Source organism: Mycobacterium fragae (assembly GCF_002102185.1).
GTDB lineage: Bacteria > Actinomycetota > Actinomycetes > Mycobacteriales > Mycobacteriaceae > Mycobacterium > Mycobacterium fragae.
On the sequence record NZ_LQOW01000026.1, the window covers coordinates 228,621 to 248,961 of the forward strand.

Annotated in this window: 18 protein-coding genes and 1 pseudogene; 9 read left to right on the plus strand and 10 right to left on the minus strand. The window is 65.5% G+C overall.

All coding sequences use genetic code 11. The features are described 5' to 3' along the window. Nucleotides 1–12: 12 nt before the first annotated feature. Nucleotides 13–1,424: pseudogene (locus AWC06_RS23990) on the minus strand (TetR/AcrR family transcriptional regulator). 70 nt (nt 1,425–1,494) lie between these two features. Next, nucleotides 1,495–2,367 (minus strand): alpha/beta fold hydrolase, encoded by an 873-nt coding sequence (locus AWC06_RS15560; RefSeq protein WP_085199041.1) that lies wholly within the window; start codon nt 2,365–2,367, stop codon nt 1,495–1,497. A 143-nt stretch (nt 2,368–2,510) separates the two neighbouring features. Between AWC06_RS15560 and AWC06_RS15565 the strand changes: the two genes are divergently transcribed. Next, nucleotides 2,511–4,244 carry an MOSC and FAD-binding oxidoreductase domain-containing protein gene (locus AWC06_RS15565; RefSeq protein ID WP_085198879.1) on the plus strand — a complete coding sequence of 578 codons (1,734 nt, stop codon included), beginning with the start codon at nt 2,511–2,513 and terminating at the stop codon, nt 4,242–4,244. Nucleotides 4,245–4,323: 79 nt separating this feature from the next. On the opposite strand, the gene AWC06_RS15570 is transcribed toward AWC06_RS15565, so the two are convergent. From AWC06_RS15570 to AWC06_RS15585, 4 genes are all read right to left on the minus strand, one after another. Further along, complete coding sequence (locus AWC06_RS15570; RefSeq protein ID WP_085198880.1) at nt 4,324–5,817, minus strand: dihydrolipoyl dehydrogenase family protein; 1,494 nt, start codon at nt 5,815–5,817, stop codon at nt 4,324–4,326. A 205-nt stretch (nt 5,818–6,022) separates the two neighbouring features. Further along, nucleotides 6,023–6,763, minus strand: coding sequence for an SDR family NAD(P)-dependent oxidoreductase (locus tag AWC06_RS15575; RefSeq protein WP_085198881.1), 741 nt, complete (start codon nt 6,761–6,763; stop codon nt 6,023–6,025). A 69-nt stretch (nt 6,764–6,832) separates the two neighbouring features. Beyond that, nucleotides 6,833–7,630 (minus strand): family 1 encapsulin nanocompartment shell protein, encoded by a 798-nt coding sequence (locus AWC06_RS15580; RefSeq protein ID WP_085198882.1) that lies wholly within the window; start codon nt 7,628–7,630, stop codon nt 6,833–6,835. After that, a complete protein-coding gene (locus tag AWC06_RS15585) occupies nt 7,631–8,641 on the minus strand; it encodes a Dyp-type peroxidase (RefSeq protein ID WP_085198883.1) in 1,011 nt (336 codons plus the stop codon). 48 nt (nt 8,642–8,689) lie between these two features. On the opposite strand from AWC06_RS15585, the gene AWC06_RS15590 reads away from it, so the two are divergent. Next, the gene (locus tag AWC06_RS15590) at nt 8,690–9,958 is read left to right on the plus strand and encodes a M18 family aminopeptidase (RefSeq protein WP_085198884.1); all 1,269 of its coding nucleotides are present in this window, start codon (nt 8,690–8,692) and stop codon (nt 9,956–9,958) included. Between the two features lie 14 nt (nt 9,959–9,972). Then, a complete protein-coding gene (locus tag AWC06_RS15595) occupies nt 9,973–10,323 on the plus strand; it encodes a VOC family protein (RefSeq protein ID WP_085198885.1) in 351 nt (116 codons plus the stop codon). On the opposite strand, the gene AWC06_RS15600 is transcribed toward AWC06_RS15595, so the two are convergent. Beyond that, nucleotides 10,320–10,550: a hypothetical protein gene (locus tag AWC06_RS15600; RefSeq protein WP_085198886.1), complete on the minus strand. Its 231-nt coding sequence runs from the start codon at nt 10,548–10,550 to the stop codon at nt 10,320–10,322. The genes AWC06_RS15595 and AWC06_RS15600 overlap by 4 nt on opposite strands. 104 nt (nt 10,551–10,654) lie before the next feature. Between AWC06_RS15600 and purL the strand changes: the two genes are divergently transcribed. The 3 genes from purL to AWC06_RS15615 are packed head-to-tail and all read left to right on the plus strand — an operon-like array spanning nt 10,655 to nt 15,355. Beyond that, the gene (gene purL, locus AWC06_RS15605) at nt 10,655–12,949 is read left to right on the plus strand and encodes a phosphoribosylformylglycinamidine synthase subunit PurL (protein WP_085198887.1); all 2,295 of its coding nucleotides are present in this window, start codon (nt 10,655–10,657) and stop codon (nt 12,947–12,949) included. Nucleotides 12,950–12,953: 4 nt separating this feature from the next. Continuing rightward, complete coding sequence (locus tag AWC06_RS15610; protein WP_085198888.1) at nt 12,954–14,720, plus strand: alpha/beta hydrolase; 1,767 nt, start codon at nt 12,954–12,956, stop codon at nt 14,718–14,720. Continuing rightward, nucleotides 14,720–15,355, plus strand: a complete 636-nt coding sequence (locus AWC06_RS15615; RefSeq protein WP_085198889.1) for an Rv0804 family intramembrane glutamic endopeptidase — start codon at nt 14,720–14,722, stop codon at nt 15,353–15,355. Before AWC06_RS15610 ends, AWC06_RS15615 begins: the two co-directional genes overlap by 1 nt. Here the strand turns inward: AWC06_RS15615 and AWC06_RS15620 are convergent. Further along, complete coding sequence (locus AWC06_RS15620) at nt 15,331–16,161, minus strand: enoyl-CoA hydratase/isomerase family protein (protein WP_169715362.1); 831 nt, start codon at nt 16,159–16,161, stop codon at nt 15,331–15,333. The two genes, AWC06_RS15615 and AWC06_RS15620, sit on opposite strands and share 25 nt — an antisense overlap. A 103-nt stretch (nt 16,162–16,264) precedes the next feature. On the opposite strand from AWC06_RS15620, the gene AWC06_RS15625 reads away from it, so the two are divergent. Next, complete coding sequence (locus tag AWC06_RS15625; RefSeq protein ID WP_169715363.1) at nt 16,265–17,167, plus strand: winged helix-turn-helix transcriptional regulator; 903 nt, start codon at nt 16,265–16,267, stop codon at nt 17,165–17,167. Here the strand turns inward: AWC06_RS15625 and AWC06_RS15630 are convergent. Beyond that, nucleotides 17,164–17,604 (minus strand): PPOX class F420-dependent oxidoreductase, encoded by a 441-nt coding sequence (locus AWC06_RS15630; protein WP_085198892.1) that lies wholly within the window; start codon nt 17,602–17,604, stop codon nt 17,164–17,166. The genes AWC06_RS15625 and AWC06_RS15630 overlap by 4 nt on opposite strands. A gap of 64 nt (nt 17,605–17,668) precedes the next feature. Between AWC06_RS15630 and AWC06_RS15635 the strand changes: the two genes are divergently transcribed. Then, a complete protein-coding gene (locus tag AWC06_RS15635) occupies nt 17,669–18,061 on the plus strand; it encodes a sterol carrier family protein (protein WP_085198893.1) in 393 nt (130 codons plus the stop codon). Here AWC06_RS15635 and AWC06_RS15640 read toward each other — a convergent pair. After that, on the minus strand, nt 18,035–18,652 hold the full coding sequence (locus AWC06_RS15640; protein WP_085198894.1) for a TetR/AcrR family transcriptional regulator: 618 nt from the start codon (nt 18,650–18,652) through the stop codon (nt 18,035–18,037). The genes AWC06_RS15635 and AWC06_RS15640 overlap by 27 nt on opposite strands. 61 nt (nt 18,653–18,713) lie before the next feature. Between AWC06_RS15640 and AWC06_RS15645 the strand changes: the two genes are divergently transcribed. After that, on the plus strand, nt 18,714–20,273 hold the full coding sequence (locus tag AWC06_RS15645; protein ID WP_085198895.1) for a phytoene desaturase family protein: 1,560 nt from the start codon (nt 18,714–18,716) through the stop codon (nt 20,271–20,273). Nucleotides 20,274–20,341 lie beyond the last annotated feature (68 nt).

Consider the following 20,341-nt stretch of genomic DNA (forward strand, 5'->3'; position numbering starts at 1 on the left):
GCAAGGTATCCGTCAGCCCTTGCGCTTGCGCCGCGAAGACCCGGGTGCGGATCTGTCCGACTTACCCTTTGGGGCGAAGGAACGCACATACTCGACCGCGGCATTGAGCGCCGTGCGCAGCGGTTCTGGGTCGTCGGTGGCATACGTGAGCAAGGCTCCACCCTGGTGCGCGGCAAGCAGCGAAGCCGCGAGGTGTCGCGGGTCGGCATCGGGACGCAGATCGCCGCGGCGGCGCATCGCGATGAGTCCGTTGCGAAATAACCCAAGCCATTGGTCGTAGCCGGCGGCGAGATCGTCGTGGATCTCGGCGTCGGCTTCGATCAGCTCGCCGGCCAGCGAGCCGTAGACGCACCCACCGCGGCGATAGACGGCCTCGACGTCGGCGATGTTGGCGTCGACCCACGCTTGCAGCGCCTCGAAACTGTCCAGGGCAGCCAACTGCGGTTGAGTATGAAATTCCCGCACGTCGTTGCGGCGTGTCGCGATTACCTGGCGGGTCAGATCACGTTTGTTGTGGAAATAGTGCGAGATCTGCGATCCGCTGACGGCTGCTGTATTGCGCACCTCATCGATGCTGGTCCGTGCAACACCGCGCTCGAACATGAGCCGGGCCGCGACGTCAACGATGCGTGCACGAGTCGCGCGTCCCTTGCTGGTGAACCGTGCTGCGGTGTCGTCGGCCACGTTGCCTCCGCCTTCGGCACTGATTAGGCAATGGATTTCGCTGCCGTCGTGGGCTGGGCAGCGTTGCGCCGGCCACGCGGACGTCGCGGTGGGCGTGGGACTCGTTCGGCGGGGTCGGTGGCGAACATGCGTAGGTAGTTGACCGCGAATCGCACCGCATCGGCGTGCGGCCAGTCCTGCCGATATGTGAACGTCAACGTGGCCCCGCCCTGGTGAGCGGTCACGATGACCAAGGCGAGCTTTCGCGGGTCGGCATCAGCGACCAGAATGCCGTGATCCTTCATTTGTTGAATTGACTGCTCCAGCAGTTCAATCCACTGCCGGTAGCCGGCCGCGACGGTGCCGCGGGTGGCGCTGTCGGACTTCACCAACTGTCCAGCGAGCGCGTGGTATGTGGGTGTACCCGAGTACCCGATGCGTCGCAGATAGCGCAGGTTCAGGTCGGCCCAGCGCTCGAAGTCGTCGAACGTGTCAAGCTTTCGAAGCTTGGGTTGGCGGTGAAAGTCGAGCACCACATGGATCTGACGGGCGACGACCGCGCGGATCAGCGCCTGCTTGTCGGTGAAATAGTGGGCAAGCTGCGAGCCGCTTACCGACGCGGCCTTGCGCAGGGCATCCATGTTCAACGCCGACAGGCCGTCGCTGATGATAAGTCCCGCGGCTGTTTTCACGATCCGATCACGGGTGGCCCGGCCCTTGGCGGTCAAGCGCTGGTTCTCTTTCGGATCGGCATGAACCATGGCTGTCAGGTTAACGCCTCGGCGGTGCCAATTATGGGATCTTCAACCCATATGTCGGCACTGCGTCCGGTCAAGCAGTTCCGTGCACTTTGGCGAGGAACGGGCGAATCAACCCAGTCACCTCGTCTAGCGCCGACTCCAGCAGGAAATGTCCTCCCTCGAGCAGATGGATCTCGGCATCGGGTAAATCCTCGGCGAAGGCTTCTGCACCGGCCGGACCGAATATTTCGTCGCCGCGACCCCACACCGCGAGCAACGGCACTTTGCTGGCGCGGAAGTACTCATGCAGCCGCGGGTATAGCGCTGAGTTGCTGGCATAGTCCCGCAGCAATTTGAGTTGCACCTCGTCGTTGCCGGGTCGGGATATCAATGCGTAGTCGTGATACCAGGATTCGGGGTTGACCAGTGTCTCGTCGGGCACTCCGGTGACGTATTGCCAGCGGGTGGCCTCAAGGGTCAGAAACTGCCGGACCGGGGCCTCGGTTTCGGCGGTCTGCTCCGCTTGGTACGCGGTCACGACCTTCCAGAAGCTCTCCACGAAGCCGGCGTCGTAGCCATTGCCATTTTGAGTGATGATCGCGGTGACCGCGGCGGGGTCATCGACGGCAAGCCGCCAGCCGATCGGGGCACCGTAGTCCTGCACGTACATCGCGTATCGATCGATCGCCAATCCGCGCAGCAAGCCTCGTGTCAACCCGGTCAGGGCACCGAAGGTGTAGTCGAATTGCTCTACGGTCGGCGCGTCAGATAGACCGAAGCCCAAGTGATCCGGGGCGATCACGTGGTAGCGGTCGGCCAGTGCGGGAACTAGATCACGGAACATGTACGAGCTGGTTGGAAAGCCGTGCAACAGGACCACTGCGGGCGCATCCGCAGGCCCGGCTTCGCGGAAGAACAGCCGATGTCCGTCGACGGTGAGATAGCGATAGTGCACGGCCGCCATGAGCGATGCCTCCTGTGCGGTTGACCAGTTTTCTGGGTTGTGCATCCCAGTATGTCCCTGTGAGTGTCGGCCGCACAAGGCGTTGACCTACGCTGTGAAGCGTGACTATTCTGGGATAGCTAACCCATTCTGGGGGAGGTTCGATGGCCACGCTGGTTTCGGTGAACGTGGGCATGCCAAAAGACGTGCAGTGGCGTGGTAGGACCGTGTACACCGGGATCTGGAAGACACCGGTCGACGGGCCGGTGATGGCGCGCCGTCTCAACCTCGACGGCGACGGGCAGGGTGACCTCGCTGGACATGGCGGTGAGCAGCGCGCCGTGATGGTCTATCAGGTCGAGTCGTACGACTACTGGAAGACGTATCTGAATCGCGACGATCTGCAGCCCGGTGACTTCGGCGAGAATTTCACGGTGACCGGGCTTGCCGATGGCGAAGTCTGCATCGGCGACCGTTATCGCATCGGCGATGCGGAATTCGAGGTCACCCAGCCGCGGGTGACGTGCTTTCGGGTCGGTATGCGTCTCGGCGAGCCGGAAATGCCCAACCTGCTTGTCTCCCACCATCGTCCGGGCTTCTACTTCCGGGTCATCACCGAAGGGGAGGTTCGAGCCGGCGACGGCATTGTCCGGACTCGCCGGGGCCGCCACGAGCTGAGCGTCGCCGATGTCGACGCCCTGCTGTATCTGCCTGACCGCAATGCCGAGCAGCTACGCAAGGTGGTCGAGGTTCCGGCGTTGAGCCCCGGCTGGCAGCAGTCCTTTCAGGACATGCTGGCAAGCGCAACCGGCGCGGCTGCGACCGCCCCGCCGGTCGCGGTGGAACCGGGATGGCGCGGATTCCGACCGTTGCGCGTGAGTGCCGTACGTCGGGAAAGCCCGACTGTGATGTCGATTCGCCTCGAGGCCGACGACCACACCGCGCTGCCGCCGCCGCTTCCCGGGCAATACCTGACCGTCAGAATTCCCGACACCGGCGAGCCGGCACCAATGCGCAGCTACTCGCTGTCGGGAGATCCGGCGGCGGGGGAGTACCGGATCAGCGTCAAACGCGAGGAGCATGGCCAGGTCAGCCGTTGGTTGCACACCCACATCGAAGCCGGCTCGATTCTCGAAGCCGCCGCCCCACGTGGCGACTTCTACCTCACGGATGCCACTACCCCGGTGGTGCTGATGTCAGCGGGAATCGGGATTACGCCGGTGCTGGCCATGCTGCACGCACTGGCCGTTGCGCACAGCACGCGCCCAATCTGGTGGCTGCACACCACGCGCAACAACGCAACCCATGCGTTCGCCGGCGAGGTCGCTGCGTTGCTGAAGTCGCTTCCGAATGCGCAACAGCATGTCTTCTATACACACGGCGAGAAGTCCGAAGCATTCATCACCTGCGGCCGTCTCGACCGCAAGGCGATTGCCGCGCTGGGTCTCCCAGCTGACGCTGCTGTTTACCTCTGCGGCCCAGCGCAATTCATGACGGACATGCGCGATGCCTGCACCGAGGCGGGAATCGACGCCGGGCAGATCCACACCGAGCTATTCGGTGCCCTGCCGCCGATCAACCCCGGCATCGTCGGACCGCCACAGCGCAAGCGACCACATGCACCTGCGGGCACGCCGGGAACCGGGCCATCGATCACCTTCGCCCGCAGCGGGCTCGCTGTGAACTGGTCACCGGATTACCGCAGCATCCTCGAACTGGCGGAAGCCTGCGACGTACCAACCCGTTTCTCGTGCCGAAGTGGGGTTTGCCACGTGTGTGTCACCGGAGTCGTTGCCGGCACAACCGCATACGTACAGACCCCTTTGGAGGAGCCCGGCGAGGGAGAAGTCCTCATCTGCTCAGCCGCTCCGAGCAGCGACCTCGTCCTCGACCTCTAGTTCGCCAGCGTGCGCAGTTGTACGGCATCTGCGGCGTGTCGGCGTACAAACACGCACACTCGCGCCAAAGCAAACCCGGCTAGGTGCCGGTATCGGAATCCCGGTAGGCCTCAAGGAGTCTCAGCCACACTTCGCTGATCGTTGGGAAGCAGGGCACGGCATGCCACAACCGGTCGATGGGAACCTGGCCGGCGACGGCGATAGTGGCGGAGTAGAGCAGCTCGGCAACGCCGGGACCGACGAATGTCACACCGAGCAGATAGCCGTGATCGAGATCGACCACCATCCGCGCGCGACCGGCGTCGCCATCGGCATAGAGGTAGGCTCCCGTGACGACATCACCGATTTCGACGTCAACGGCACGCACCCGGTGTCCGGCCTGCTGGGCTTGCTCGGCGGTGAGGCCGACGGCGGCGGCTTCGGGGTCAGTGAAGAAGACCTGCGGAACCGCATGATGGTCGGCGGTGGTGGCATGGAGGCCCCATGGGGAGGTGTCTAGCGACCGGCCTGTTGCTCGCGCCCCGATCGCGGCACCGGCGATCCGGGCTTGGTATTTGCCCTCGTGAGTCAGTAAGGCTCGATGATTGACGTCACCACATGCGTAGAGCCACCCTTCGTCGATAGCCCGCACTCGACAGGTGTCGTCGACGTCGAGCCAGCTGCCCGGGCTCAGGCCCAGGGTCTCCAGACCGATATCGTCGGTGAGCGGTGCGCGGCCCGTCGCGAACAGCACCTCGTCGACTTCCAAGTCACTGCCGTCGTCCAATTCCAGAGTCACCGGTCCGTCAGCGCCCAGCCGGCGAAGCCGCGTGACCGACACATCCGTGCGGACGTCTACACCTGAATCGATGAGTCCACGGCCGACGAATTCACCGACGAAGGGTTCCATCCGGGGCAGCAGTTGGGATCCGCGCGCCAGCAGAATGACTGAAGCGCCCAAACCCTGCCAGGCACAGGCCATTTCGACACCAACGCCGCCGGCGCCTACCACTGCAAGCCGGCCCGGCACCGAGCTGCTGTCGGTGGCGTGTCGGTTAGTCCATGGTCGGACTTCGGCGATGCCCGGCAAGCCGGGCAGGGCAGGGCGGCTTCCGGTGCAGATCACGACGGCATGCCGGGCAGTGAGGCCTACAGCGTCGCCGCTGGGCGTGGTGACGGTGACTTTTCGGGGTCCGTCCAATCGCCCGTGGCCGCGTACCAGGGTTGCGCCGATTCCGGCCACCCAATCGGCCTGGCCGGTGTCGTCCCAGTCGGTCACGTAACGGTCGCGGCGTCCGAAGACTCCTTGCGTGCTGATCGAACCCGTGATCGCCTGTCGCGCTCCGTCGACGCGGCCGGCGTCGGCTACGGCGACGACGGGACGCAGCAGCGCCTTACTGGGGACACAGGCCCAGTACGAGCATTCGCCGCCGACGAGTTCGCGCTCGACCACCGCGACACTTAAGCGTTCCGCCCGCGCACGGTCGGCCGCGTTCTGTCCGACCGGTCCGGCACCGAGCACAACCACATCGTAGAAATCGGCGGCTGGATCAGTCGGCTGTGCGATGCCTTGGTCCTGGCGTGGTCCCGCCATCTCGAAAGTCCTTTCAATCTCGTGGTTTTCAATCTCTGCGCGATGGCGAGCTGTCCGGCCAACTCGGGTGGTCGGCGGCGCGCTGCACCCAATGCCACTGCGCGGCCACCTAACATCGGCCTGCCGGTGGAAGCACCCGAAAAAAGGTGCTCATCTGCTCGACTGGCCACTTAGTGAATTGGTCATAGATCTGTGAGCGTCTGCGCTACGGGGAGATTGCCAGCTGTCCGCCGGTCGCGTGCAAGACCTCGCCATTAATGTAGCTGGCCGCCGGCGAGCTAAGAAATGAGACTGCGCTGGCGATTTCGCGAGCCACGGCCGCCCGGCCCAGCGCGGTGGTTGCGGCCAGCGCATCCGTGAGTCCAGGTGTGACGGCGGTACCCGGTGTGTCGGTGGGACCGGCCGCCACCGTGTTCACCCGCACGCCGGACGGGCCGAACTCGTCTGCCCACACGCGGGTCAGCAGCTCGATCCCGGCCTTGGTGGCTCCGTAGATCCCGGCGCCGCGCGCCGGCACGGACGCGGCGAGCGTGCTGAGGTTGACCACAGCGCCCTTCCCCCGCGCGGCCATCGCCGGCACCAGCTTCTGCACCAGGATGTAGGGAGCTCGGAGGTTGAGGTTCACATGCTCATCGAAAACCGCGTCATCGGTGTCTGTTGTGGCACCGAACTTGTAGACGCCGGCGTTGTTGATCAAGATGTCGACCGGGCCCGCCTCGACGGCCAGCCGGCGCACATCATCGGGATTGGCGAGATCGGCAGCGACGAAACGTGCTTTGCCCCCTGAGTTTTGGATCTCCTCGACCACCTTGGCACCGCGTTCGGCGCTGCGCCCGTGCACCACCACATCAGCGCCGAGTTCCGCGAGCTGCAGCGCGATTGCCCGGCCAATCCCGGACGTTGCACCCGTTACCAGGGCGGTGGAACCGGCCAGTGTTGCTTCCATCGGACCTGCCTCTCGGGGAGGGCTTGATTGACTTCCCCGCCAACGACCAGTCTTGCGCCTTTATTCCGGCTACGTGCCAAGGCAAACCGCCGCCTCGGCGGTGTAGCACAGGAACGTCATTGTCTCCTGCAGGTACACCTGCACGGTGTCGGCATCGTGGGACAGGTAACCAATCGCCACGTCGGTACCCAGCTGCAAGTCGAAATCCCCGCCGCGGGTGGTCAGCACGAAGGCGCCGTCGATAGCGGGCGCCCAGATGATGTCGCCGTCTACCAGCCGGCGCAAATGCTCACGGATCGGGTAGCCGTGTTCGGTGGTCTCGCTGACCTTGGTGTAGGAGTCAGCCGACAGCAATACCGAATACGGCCCGTCGACACCGGCCAGGCGCAGTCCCGACAGCGCCTGGGAGATCACATCGGGGAAGTCGCGAACGTCCGCGGGCAACTGCAACGCCTGGTTGGAGCTGCAGCTACGGATGCCCTCAATTGACGCCTCGGGATAGCCTTCGAAAATGGCTCGGTCTTCGACGAAGGCCAGCTTCTTGGCGGCGTCCTTGACGGGATCCCAGTCCGAGTCCTGTGAACCACGCTCCACGTCGTCGATCTCCGAGCGCGAAAGCGTGAATGGAACCCTTAGCCGCACAAGCGGTTTGCTGGCGCGCAAATGCGCAACGACGCCCTCGGTGGGGGCCTTCACATCGGTCAGCCGACCGCTGCCGATTGCCGCCGCCGTCGGTCCGCCCGGCTCGCTCACGTCCACTACCCGCCGACCCGCGATATGGCGTTTGAACGTCCGCGACGCCTCCAATTCGATTTCCGCCCAAGCGGCTTCGGTGATCGGCGCTAGTTCGCGGTAGAGGTTGTTCATCTAAGAATTTCCTTTCAGACTGCCGATCGCCAACGAGCCATCCCGCGATCCGGAATCCACCGCGGGTGCCGCAGCACTCGGCAACGGCGGCGGATCGTCGAGGAAGTCGACGGTGGGAGTGAAGAACATTCCACCGGTGACGGCGGTGGAGAAGTCCAGGATGCGGTCGGTGGTGCCCGGCGGATCGCCGAGGAACATGTTGCGCAGCATCTGCTCGGTCACCCACGGATTGCGCGAATAGCCGATGAAATACGTGCCGAATTCGCCCTTGCCGACCTCGCCGAACGGCATGTTGTGGCGCACGATCTTGAGTTCGTTGCCGTCGTCGTCTTCGACCTTGTTCAGCGTGAGGTGAGAGTTGGCGGGCTTGTCATCGTCGTCGAATTCGATGTCCTCGAGCTTGGTTCGGCCGAACGCGCGTTCTTGCTCGGTGACCGACAACGAGTTCCAGCCCGCCATGTCGTGGACGTACTTCTGCACGTGGACGTAGCAGGAGCCGGCGAAGTCCGGGTCTTCGTCACCGATCTGGGTGGCGCTGACGGCCAATGGCCCGTCGGGGTTCTCGGTGCCGTCGACGAAGCCGAGCAGATCGCGGTTTTCGAAGAACCGGAAGCCGTGCACTTCGTCGACGACGGTCACCGCTCCCGCCATCGCGTCGATCAGCCTGGTGGCCAGCTCGAAGCAGACGTCCATCGTCTCGCCCCGGATATGGAACAACAGGTCGCCGGGCGTGGCGGGGGCGGCGTGCCGCGGACCTTCCAACTCGACGAATGGATGCAATTCAGCGGGCCGCGGGCCGGCGAACAACCGGTCCCACGCGTCGGAGCCGATCGATGCGACCACCGACAGGCGTTTTGCTGGATCGCGGAATCCGATTGCGCGCACCAGCCCCGAGATGTCCGGCAGCGCATCGTGCACCGTCGCTTCGCCGCCCTCGTCGATCGTGACAACCAAGAAGATCGCGGCCGGGGTCAACGGTGCGAGAACCGGCTGCGGTTGCACATCGGGCACGCTTCGACCCTAACGTCCCGGTCGATGCCGTGATGAAAAGATGGGGACATGGCGGCGACGGCAAAGGACCTGTGCGAATTCATCGACGCGTCGCCGTCGCCATTTCACGTCTGCGCCACGGCGGCGGAAAGGCTGCGCGGCAACGGCTACACACAGCTCACCGAAACCGACCTGTGGCCGCGCGCCGGCGGCCGATTCTTCACGGTGCGGGCGGGTTCCTTGCTGGCCTGGGACAGCAGCAGCGACTCGGCTGATCCAGGTCAGCCGTTTCGCATCGTCGGCGGCCATACCGACAGCCCGAACCTGCGGGTCAAACAGCATCCCGACCGTGAGGTCGCCGGATGGCAGATGGTAGCGCTACAGCCGTACGGGGGTGCCTGGCTGAATTCCTGGCTGGACCGCGACTTGGGTATCAGCGGTCGGCTGTCGGTGCGCGACGGCGCCGATATCACCCACCGGCTGGTGCGGATCGACGAGCCGATCCTGCGGGTGCCGCAGCTGGCGATTCACCTGGCCGAGGACCGCAAGTCGGTCACGCTGGACCCGCAACGCCACGTCAACGCGGTGTGGGCCGTCGGGGGGACCCGCCGCTCGTTTCTCGGATATGTCGCCGAGCAGGCCGACGTCGATCCCGGCCAAGTGCTGGGTTTCGACCTGATGACCCACGACCTCACACCGTCGGCGTTGTCCGGGGTGGACGAGCAGTTCGTCAGTGCACCCCGGCTGGACAACCAGGCTTCTTGTTACGCGGGCCTGGAGGCATTCCTCGCCGCTGAACCACGCGGATATCTGCCCGTGTTCGCGCTATTCGACCACGAGGAAGTCGGCTCCACCTCCGATCACGGCGCCAACTCCGAGCTGTTGCTGTCCACGTTGGAACGCATCGTGCTCGCCGGCGGCGCAAGCCGGGAAGACTTCCTGCGCCGGCTGCCGGGATCCACGATGGCTTCTGCCGACATGGCACACGCCACCCACCCGAACTACCCGGACCGGCATGAGCCCGGGCACCTCATCGCGATCAACGGCGGCCCGGTGCTCAAGGTGCAACCGAATCTGCGCTACGCCACCGACGGCCGCACCGCCGCGGCGTTCGCGTTGGCCTGCCAGCAGGCCGGTGTGCCGTTGCAGCGCTACGAACATCGCGCCGACCTGCCCTGCGGGTCGACGATCGGCCCGATGGCATCGGCGCAAACCGGCATCCCGACCGTCGACGTGGGCGCCGCCCAGCTGGCCATGCACTCCGCGCGAGAACTGATGGGCGCCCACGATGTCGCCGCATATTCGGCTGCATTGCAGGCGTTTCTGTCGCCGGGCTGACTTACCATCCGGGTATGGCACTCAAAACGGAGATGGTTACGTTCGACTGCGCTGACCCGGCGAAGCTTGCCCAATGGTGGGCCGAGCAGTTCGACGGAAAAACGCAGGAGCTGATTCCGGGCGAATTCATTGCGGTGATTCGCTCCGAAGGCCCACGGCTGGGCTTTCAGAAGGTGCCCGACCCTACCCCGGGGAAAAACCGGGTGCATCTCGATTTCAGCGCGGCCGACGTCGACGGCGAAGTTTCGCGGCTCAGCGCCGCCGGCGCCACCGAGGTCGGCCGGCACAGCATCGGCGAGAACTTCCGATGGGTGGTGATGGCCGACCCCGGCGGCAACCTGTTCTGTGTGGCCGGGAGTAGCTAGAGCCGCTTGGCGAGCAGGTGCTCGGCGAGCTCGGCGCCCTTACGGCTGTCCGATTGCGCCTTGCGGAACAAGTCGGCCACTTCCTTGTCGCCGTCGCGCTCGGCGTCCTGGATGTAGGTCTCCAGCCGCAGCGCGTTGTCCAGGCACTTCTCGGTGTACCAAATCAGGTTGTAGTTCTTGTCTTTGGTGCCGGTGACATGTCCGGTCTCAGCGGTCCCAGTAGTCATTCGGTCCTCCTGTGGTGATTTCTCGGACTCTGTGCGGCTACCCGTCAGCGCGACATGCAAACGTGCATCCCGGCCCCCTGAACCGCGGAATCTAGACTGTCTCCGTGACGTCTGGGCTCACTCACGCGGTCGATACCGTCGAGCGGGCTGCGGGCACACCTGACCAGCCCCAGCCGTTCCGCGAATTGGGCCTCAAAGACGACGAATACCAGCGGATCCGCGACATCTTGGGCCGCCGGCCCACCGACGCCGAGCTGGCGATGTACTCGGTGATGTGGAGTGAGCATTGCTCCTACAAGTCCTCGAAAGTTCACCTGCGCTACTTCGGTGAGACCACTACCGACGAGATGCGCGCAGGCATGTTGGCCGGCATCGGCGAGAACGCCGGCGTCGTGGACATCGGTGACGGCTGGGCGGTCACCTTCAAGGTGGAGTCGCACAACCACCCCTCCTACGTCGAGCCCTATCAGGGCGCGGCCACCGGGATCGGCGGCATCGTCCGCGACATCATGGCGATGGGCGCCCGCCCGGTCGCGGTGATGGACCAGCTGCGCTTCGGGGCGCCCGACGCACCGGACACCCGCCGGGTGCTGGACGGAGTGGTGCGGGGCATCGGCGGTTACGGCAACTCGCTGGGCCTGCCCAACATCGGCGGCGAGACCGTGTTCGACGCCTGTTACGCCGGTAATCCGTTGGTCAACGCACTATGCGTCGGCGTGCTGCGAACCGAAGATCTCCATCTGGCCTTCGCCTCGGGCACCGGCAACAAGATCATCCTGTTCGGGGCGCGCACCGGGCTCGACGGTATCGGCGGCGTTTCGGTGCTGGCCTCGGACACCTTCGGCGGCGACGAGTCCGGACCTGGCCGCAAGAAGCTGCCGTCGGTGCAAGTCGGCGACCCGTTCATGGAGAAGGTGCTCATCGAGTGCTGTCTGGAGCTCTACGCGTCCGGCCTGGTCGTCGGAATCCAGGATCTGGGCGGAGCCGGAATAGCCTGTGCCACATCGGAGTTGGCGTCTGCCGGCGATGGCGGCATGACCATCGAACTGGACACCGTCCCGTTGCGCACGGCAAACATGACGCCTGCCGAGGTGCTGTGCAGCGAGTCGCAGGAGCGGATGTGCGCGGTGGTCGCCCCGGAGAACGTGGAGGCGTTCCTCGCGGTGTGCCGCAAATGGGAGGTGCTGGCCACGGTGATCGGCGAGGTCACCGACGGCGACCGGCTGCGGATCACTTGGCACGGCGAGACCGTGGTCGATGTCCCGCCGCGTACGGTGGCCCACGAAGGCCCCGTCTACCAGCGCCCGTTGGCCCGACCGGAGTCACAGGACGCGTTGAACTCCGACCGGTCGAGCCGGCTGCCGCGGCCGGTCACCGGTGACGAACTGCGTTCGACTTTGCTTGCGCTGCTGGGCAGTCCGCATCTGTGTAGTCGTGCATTCATCACCGAACAGTACGACCGTTACGTGCGCGGCAACACCGTGTTGGCGGAGCACGCCGATGGCGGAATGCTGCGCGTCGACGAATCGACCGGCCGCGGCATCGCCGTGTCGACCGACGCGTCCGCGCGATACACCATGCTGGATCCCTACATCGGCGCCCAGCTCGCCCTCGCCGAGGCGTACCGCAACGTCGCCGTCACCGGCGCCACCCCGGTAGCCGTCACCAACTGCCTCAACTTCGGCTCACCCGAAGACCCCGGCGTGATGTGGCAGTTCTCCGAGGCGGTGCGAGGTTTGGCCGATGGCTGTGCGGCGCTTGGCGTTCCGGTGACCGGGGGTAACGTCAGCTTCTACAACCAGACCGGGTCGACGGCCATTCTGCCGACGCCAGTAGTCGGCGTGCTCGGCGTGATCGACGATGTGAGCCGGCGTCTTCCCACCTCCTTCGGCACCGAGCCGGGCGAGACGCTGATGCTGCTCGGGGATACCCGCGACGAATTCGACGGATCGATTTGGGCGCAGGTCACCGCCGGCCATCTCGGCGGACTACCGCCCGCGGTCGACCTGGCCCGCGAAAAACTGCTGGCCGATGTGCTGACCGCGGCCTCCCGCGACGGGCTGGTGTCCGCCGCCCACGACCTCTCCGAAGGCGGCCTGGCACAGGCGCTGGTCGAATCGGCGCTCGCGGGCGAAACAGGTTGCCGCATCGTGCTTCCCGAAGACACCGATCCATTCGTGATGCTCTTCTCCGAGTCGGCGGGCCGAGTTCTGGTGGCCGTGCCACGCACCGAGGAAAGCCGGTTCACCTCGATGTGTCAGGCGCGGGGCCTGCCCGCCGCCCGCATCGGCGTCGTCGACCCAGGGTCGGACGCAGTAGAGGTTCAGGGTCTGTTCACCGTATCCCTGGCCGAGCTGCGCAGGACGTCGGAAACCGTGTTGGCGACCCTGTTCGGATGACGGCATGACCACCCCCGTCGACGCCGTCACCGGCGAATCGGTCGGCGGGCCGGCCGAAACCCGCACTCACCATCCGTTGCTGGTGTGGGCATGGAGTCTGCTGCGGCTGAAATTCGTCGGAGTGGCATTCGGCGCGTTGTTCTTCTGCTTGTCGCTGACGCCGTCGTTGCTGCCGCGCGACTGGTTATTTCAGGGGCTGATCGGGGGCATCAACGCCGCCTTCGGCTACGGCCTGGGTGTGGTGCTCGGCAAGGCCGCCTACCGCGTCGTGCTGCGCAGCGCCCGGTGGTGGCCGCCGCCTCCGCGGGTGCTGTTCTGGATGAAGGCCGCAGTCGTCGTGATCGCACCGACGGCGTGTGTGCTGATGCTCATCCCGGCCGCCTCCTGGCAGCGGCAGGTGTCGGCGCTGATGGGCATCGCCGGGCCGACGACGCTGGGCTACCTGCGCACGTTGGTCGTCGCTGCCGCCGTCGGTGCTCTGCTGGTCTCATCGTTCCGGGTGATCATCGACGCCAGCAAGCTGCTCGCCCGGATGCTCATCCGGCGATGGCACTTACACGATGAGGTGGCGCTGTTCATCGGCACCGCGATCGTGGTGGCGTTCCTGGTCGCGCTGTTCGACGGCGTCGTCGTCCGCGGGTTCTTCGCCGGCGCGAACGCGGTCTTCCAGCCCCAGGACGCCGCCACCCGCGCCGGCCTGTCCCAACCGATGCTCCCCGAAAAGTCCGGCAGCCCGGCGTCATTGGCGCCGTGGGACACGCTCGGCTTCCAGGGACGCAACTTCGTCGCCACCGGTCCGCACGCAGCAGAACTCACCCGGCTCAACGGGCGCCCCGCCAAGGAGCCCATCCGGGTGTATGCCGGGCTGCACACGGCCCCCGACGACCAGAGCCGGATGGATGTGCTCGTCGCAGAACTGCGGCGCACCGGCGCATTCACCCGCAAGCTGCTGGTGATCGCCCCGACCACCGGCACCGGCTGGATCGACCCGGTAGCAGCCAGCTCACTGGAAATGATGTACAACGGCGACACCGCGATCGTCGGTCTGCAGTACTCATATCTGCCGAGCTGGATCTCGTTTCTGGCTGACCGGCAGAAGTCCATGAATTCCGGCCGGATGCTGATCGACACCGTCCACGACCAATGGCAGCAACTCCCGCCGGACCACCGACCGAAATTGCTGCTGTACGGAGAAAGCCTGGGTTCGATGGCCGGCCAAGCCGCATTCGGATTCCTACCCGACATCAGCAGGATGGGATTCGATGCGGTGCTGTGGGTGGGGCCGCCACATGAAAGCCCGTTGTGGCATGCGCTGATCGTGCGGCGCGACCCTGGCACCACCGAGGTGCAGCCGCGTTACGACAACGGCCGAACCGTGCGGTTCTCCGAGTCCATCGATCCCGCAGACATCTCCCGGGTGGCGGCACCTCGATGGGATGGCACCCGCGTGCTGTTTCTGCAGCACCCCTCCGATCCGGTGGTCTGGTGGTCACCCGATCTGCTCTTCAGCCGGCCGGCCTGGCTCGTCGAACCGCGCGGCCGAGACCGCACCGCAGCGATGCGCTGGTATCCCGTGGTCACCTTCTGGCAGGTCAGTGCGGACCTGACGGAAGCCGAGGGAGTGCCCGGCGGGCATGGCCACAACTACAGCAACGGCATCTTGGATGGCTGGGTCGCGGTAGCCCCGCCGGACGGCTGGACTGCAGCCGACACCGAGCGCATGCGGGCCGCGCTGAAAATGGCCGAAATCGCTGACGGACCGCAAACATGATGCGGCGCCGAGGTTTTGGCCGCGGATGGAGCCTCGGGCTGGCCGGAGCACTGGTCGGCTGGAGCTTTCTCGGCCCCCGACTACCCGCGCCGTGGCGGATGCCGCTGCAGGCCGGCCTTGCCGGCCTACTCGTCATGTTGACCCAGGCGCCGCTGGGACTGCGCCCGCCGTCGCTATGGCGGGGGTTGCGCCTGGGGCTGGTGGCCGGCTCGGCGGCGGCGACGGGTGTGTTCGCGACGACATCCGTTCCGGCAGTTCGGCTTTCGATGGTTGGCCGCGAGCTGCCGCCGTCGGCGTCGGCCTGGTTGGCCTTACAGATACCGCTGGGCACGGTGTGGGCCGAGGAGGCCGCATTCCGGGCGGCGCTGGCCACCGCCGGTTCCGGCGCTTTCGGGGCGAGGGGCGGACGGATGCTGCAAGCCGCCGCGTTCGGTCTCTCCCACATCGCCGACGCACGGGCGACCGGTGAGCCGGTGCTGCCCACGGTGCTGGCCACCGGCGGCGCGGGCTGGGTATTCGGTTGGCTGGCCGAGCGTTCCGGCAGTTTGGCCGCGCCGATGCTGGCGCACCTGGCGATCAACGAGGCCGGCGCTGCGGCGGCGCTGGCGATTCAGCGACGGCCAGGTATTTCCTGATTTTGCTTGCCGCCTCGGTCTTGCCAAAAGTCCCTCGACAATTCGCGCCGCCGTGCGCGCGCGTCCCGATCGGTGAATTCGGCGATGCCCGTCGTGCCCGAGAACGGCATGATCGGGACTTCGAACGCGAGCGCGCCTGAGACGTGCAGGTCGGCGCTCTTGTTCATGATGAACTTGGTGCGCCGCACCGTCAGCGGATGCTTGCGCAGCATCACCTGGCACAGCGCCTCGACCTCGGCAGTGAGATCCTCGGGGGTCACGACCCGGTTGACGAGGTCGTAGCGCTCCGCGGTTGCAGCGTCGAACAACGCGCCAATCAGGTTCCACTCCTTGGCCTTACGTCGACCGGCGAATCGGGGCAGCCGCGATGTGCCGCCCCAGCCCGGGGTGATGTCCCAGTCGATCTCGGGCATGCCCCATCGGGACCGATCGGTGGCGATGACGAAATCGCACACCAGCGTCAGTTCCAACCCACCGCCCGTGCACACCCCGTCGACCGCGGCGACTGTGATCGGGGTCAGGTCCTCGATGATCTGCACCGTCTCCTGGTACAGCCGCACCTGCCAGTAGGGGTCCTCGGGACCCCAGGTGTTGAACTCGGCGATGTCGTCGCCGGCGCAGAACGTGTCGCCGGCGCCGCGGAGGACGAGAATGCGGCAGTCGCGGTCGCCGCGAACCTGCCGGACGGCTCGGTTCAGTTCATCGGAGAGCACCCGGTCCAGGGCGTTGTGCTTCTCCGGCCGGTTCAGCGTGATGGTCGTGATCGGCCCCGATCGGGCGAATAACAGGTTCTGGTAGTCGGGCATCGTCATTTCCTCCGCCGATGGCAGTAACTTGCATAACGAGACTTTTGTCACCTTAGCCGGTGGCCGTCTCGTTATGCAAGTAATCCTGGATATCCTTGGCGCTATGCGTGAAATCTCCGGGCCGGCCGAGCTGGACTGCTCGGTGTTCGGTGCGGTCGAGACCATCGGCGACGCCTGGTCATGGATGGTGTTGAGCGAGGCGATCATTGGCGGCGTCAGCCGGTTCGACGGATTCCGGCGTCGACTGGGCATCGCGCGGTCGACGCTCAGCGCGCGGCTGTCTCGCCTCTGCGCGAACGGTCTGATGGAGCGCCACGAACAGGAGTACCGACTCACCGAAATGGGGGACGACTTCATCGCGTGCATCATGACCGCGATGGCCTGGGGCGAACGGTGGTGTGACGACTCTGGCGAGGTCCCGGTGCACGCCTCCCACCGGGGATGTGCCGCCCGGATCCACGGTGAACTGCGCTGCGGGCAGTGCCGGGAGTTGGTGCACGCCCGCGACGTGAGGTTTGACCGACGCCCCCGCCCGATGGCCGGGCTGCCGCTGCGGCGTCAACGGACACCGGATCTGCAGCTGTTGCACCGGGTGGGCCCGAGTTCGGTCGCAGCGACGTTGCAGGTGACGGGTGACCGTTGGAGCGCACTGCTGATCCGCGAATCGTTTTACGGGTCAACGCGATTCGATGAGTTCCAGCAGCGTTTGAGCATCGCGACGAACATCCTCACCCAGCGCCTGCGGCGGCTTGTCGAACTTGGCATCCTCACCAAGGCCGCTTACCGGGAGCGGCCCGCCCGCGACGAATACCGGCTGACGGAGAAGGGTCTGGACCTCTATCCGGTGCCGCTATCGATGCTGGCCTGGGGCGACCGCTGGGTCTTCGCCGGCCGGTCTCCGGTGCGGCTCGTGCACGAGAACTGCCGTCGCAAGCTCACACCGATTCTGACCTGTAGCGCGTGCGCCGAACCAATCTCGCGCGCCGACATCTCGTTCTCGGCCTAGTCGGGCGTAGCCGGCACATCGCGGCTATCGACTACCAGCTTGTGCGGCTCGGTCTCGGTGTCGTCGATGCCGAAGCTGATGATGCGGCGCGGGGTGATCCGAATGATCGCGGTGTCGATCGCGTCGCCGTTGGGCTCGGCGCGTCGTTCGTCCGATACGGCCTGTTCGGCGATGCCCCGGATCTCCAGACAGCGCACGCGCCACGGGTTGCGCGACACGATGTCGTCGATCACCAGCGCGACGGTGTTATTGGTGGCCACGTTGCGGAACTTGCGGCTCTTGGACATTCGGTAGCCGTGGATGTCGATGGTGCCGCGGTCCTCGTTGTAGCTGAAGCCGACCGGACTGTTCTGCAGTGTGCCGTCGGGTTGGATGGTGGCCAGCCGGGCGAGCTCGGCAGTCTTCATGTACTCGATTTCGTGCGGTTTGAACGACATGACACCGAGGTTAGGACCTCAACATTAGTTGAGGTCAAGCATTGATGGTGTGCGACCCTTGGGTATGGCCGCCCGTCGCAAAGCCGATCCGGCGAAGACCCGCGAGGCGGTCAGTGCCGTCGAAGCGTGGCTGCGCGACGACACCCGCCCCGAGCCGGACCGCGCCGACCTGGCTACTGCCGTTCGCCTGACCGCGCGGACGTTGGCCGAACAAGCCCCCGGCGCCAGCGTCGAGGTCCGCATTCCGCCTTTCGTTGCCGTCCAATGTGTTTCCGGCCCACGACACACCCGGGGCACACCGCCCAACGTCGTCGAAACCGATCCGCGGACCTGGCTGCTGCTCGCCACTGGGCTGTTGTCGGTCGACGACGCCAGCGCCGCCGGGGCGCTGCAACTTTCGGGCTCGCGCGCCGGCGAGATCCAGGCGTGGCTACCGCTGGTGCGCCTGGCCGGATGAATGTGACAACGGAGCAAGACCGGACCGGATCAGGTCCAGGCTGGCGGCCACCGTCTCACCCAGGTCACCGATGCATCCGTTGCGACCCCAATTCTCCACGGCCGCAACAAGTGCCGCGGCCAACGTGGAGCCGGTCACCTCGGCGACCAAATCGAGGTTGGGTACATGTGAATAGCGCTGCTTGACGAATTCGGTGAGCACCTTGGCGAACGACGACTGCACCACCCGAAGGTGGGCGGCAATACGGTCTGCGCTGATCAACTCCACCCGGGCCATCGCGGCCTGCCGGACCACCTCCAGATCGTGTGGAAACGTTTCGACGCTGGCCCGGACCGCGTCAAACAGCGATTCCGAGGCGGGACGCTGCGCCAACGCCTCCGCCAGCCATTCCAGTTGAGTTTCGTAGTCCTGAAACAGCACCGCTTCCTTGGTCGGGAAATGGCGGAAGAAGGTGCGTTCGGTAACTCCGGCTTCCCGCGCCAGCTCGGTCACCGTCACATTGGCGAAGCCCTTACGCGCGAAACTCGCCAGCGCGACCCGGCGAAGCGCCTCGTGCGTCGAGCGCCGCCGCAGCTCATGACGGTTGGCCATGCCACGAGTATGTCAGTACTGACGTCTTCCAAAGATGTCAGTACTGACATATTCTTGCCGGATGACTGATTACGACGCGATCGTGGTCGGAGCCGGCCACAACGGCCTGACCGCCGCCGCGATCCTGCAACGCACGGGACTGAAGACGGTGTGCCTGGAGGCCAACACCTACTGCGGGGGCATGGCGGCCACCGTCGAGCTGATCGACGGATTCCGCTACGAGATCGCGGGTTCGGTGCAGTTCCCGACCGCCAGCCAGATCACCAAGGACCTCGGCCTCGACGCACTGCCCACAATCGATCCGGACGTGATGTCGATCAACATCGGCGAGGCCGGTGAAGAGCCGATGATCTTCTATCGCGACCCCATTGCGCTGATGGCCCACCTCGGCGAAAAACACGGTGCCGAGGCGATCGCGGGAATGGCCGACTTGATCGCCTGGAGCCAGGGCCCCGCACGGGCGCTCGGCCGCTTCGAGGTGCGCACACCGCCCAAGACGCTCGACGAGATGTACGCCTGTGCGGCAAGCGAAGCCGAACGCCGAGCCATCCACGAAATGCTGTTCGGGTCGGCGATGGACGTGATCGACCGCTACCTCCCCGACAAGGACAAGCATGCCGTGATGCGGGGAATGCTGGCGTTCCTCGCCGTGAACTCGACTTACCGCGGGCCCTACACCCCGGGCAGTGCCACCTGCCTGGCGTTCGCCTTGGCGGTGCCTGACGAGGGCGCCGCGATGATGACCAAGCTCGCGGGGGGCATCGGAGCGCTCACCGAGCATCTGCGGGAACTCTTCGTGGCACACGGCGGCGAGATCCGATTCCGCGCCAAGGTCGAGCAGATTCTGGTTGACGACGAGCGGGTGACCGGGGTGCGGCTGCGTGATGGTACGACGATCACCGCGCCGGTGGTGGTATCCAACCTGTCTCCTGACGTCACCCTCACCGAGCTGCTTTCCCCGGAACACCTTCCGGCAGAACTCATTTCGCGACTATCCGGACGCGACCACCGCGCCTCGTTCGTGCAGATTCACTTCGCGCTCGACGGTCTGCCCGAATTCGCGCCGCCCTACGAGCTGTTGAACGAGCCCGGCATGCAGCAGTCCATCGGAATCTTCGGCTCACCCGAGGAACAGCAACGGCAATGGGAGATGTGCCGGCAGGGCGTCATCCCGGACAATCCCTCATTGGGTATGCAGATTCCGTCCTGCCTGGACGCCGGTCTGGCGCCACCGGGCAAGCACGCCGCGAGCGCGTTCGCCTACGCATTCCCCGTCGAAGTCAGTCGGGATCAGCACGGCCACCTCAAAAACGAGATGGCCCAACGGGTTATCGACAAGATCACCCGCTACGCGCCCAACTTCAAGGACATCGTGATTCGGCACATCACGTTTGCGCCCTACCACATGCAAACCATGTTCGGAGCGCCGTCCGGCGACTTCTGTCACGGCCTGCTGCACCCCGATTTGATGGGACCAAACCGTCCCGGACCAAAGGGGTTCATCGACCTGCCCATTCCGATCGGCGGGCTCTACCTCGCCGGTGCCGGGTGCCACGGCGGGCCGGGCATCACCTTCACCCCCGGCTACAACGCCGGTTATCAGGTACTCGACGATCTGTGACCCTTGTGGCCTATGTGACCGCTGAATCCTGCTGGGAACCGTCTGCGGCCGATGTCCGTTTGTAAGAT